Source organism: Spirulina sp. CCY15215, assembly GCF_016888125.1.
Classification (GTDB): Bacteria; Cyanobacteriota; Cyanobacteriia; order Cyanobacteriales; family Spirulinaceae; genus CCY15215.
In genome coordinates this window covers 1-478 of sequence record NZ_JACSWA010000194.1, presented here as the reverse complement: position 1 = coordinate 478, position 478 = coordinate 1, and the positions used below count along the sequence as shown (strand labels likewise).

Sequence of the window (478 nt, the reverse complement as noted above, 5' to 3'; positions counted from 1 at the left end):
CCCAACCTCAACGAAGTAGGTTGGGGAGGAAGCGGTGCGACCCCGGTGAGGTTTCCTCACCTAGGGAACGCGCACCAAGAGAACGAGCATCAACAAACACCTGTTGCGAGAGCAAATTTCGTTTCCTGTTTACAAATGAGTCCAGTGGAACGTTGGAGCAACTCCACCTTGGATGCAGTGAACTGTCCGAGGCGTTTCCAATTGAGATCGGAAACCGAGACGGCTTTGGCTGTATCTCCCGAACACCAACCAACATAGGACTTTCCGGCTCTCTCTGCTCTGACCAAATCCCCCTTGCGAAAGCGGTGCGACCTACCGGAACAGGTTTCCAACTCCTTCGGAGACGCTTTGCGAACGCCTAGGGAACGCGCACCAAGACAACCATGACGGGTAACAGTACCGCCATATTTGCGCCGCTTTCCCCCTTGAGCGGGAACGCACAAGTGAAGTTGACGACGAGAAATGGGCGGTCTTCTGA

Annotated in this window: 1 pseudogene; it reads right to left on the bottom strand. The window is 54.6% G+C overall.

Going from position 1 to position 478, the window contains the following annotated elements:
* Nucleotides 1–89 precede the first annotated feature (89 nt).
* Nucleotides 90–478, bottom strand: a pseudogene (locus JUI58_RS01085) (hypothetical protein); the annotation flags it as partial.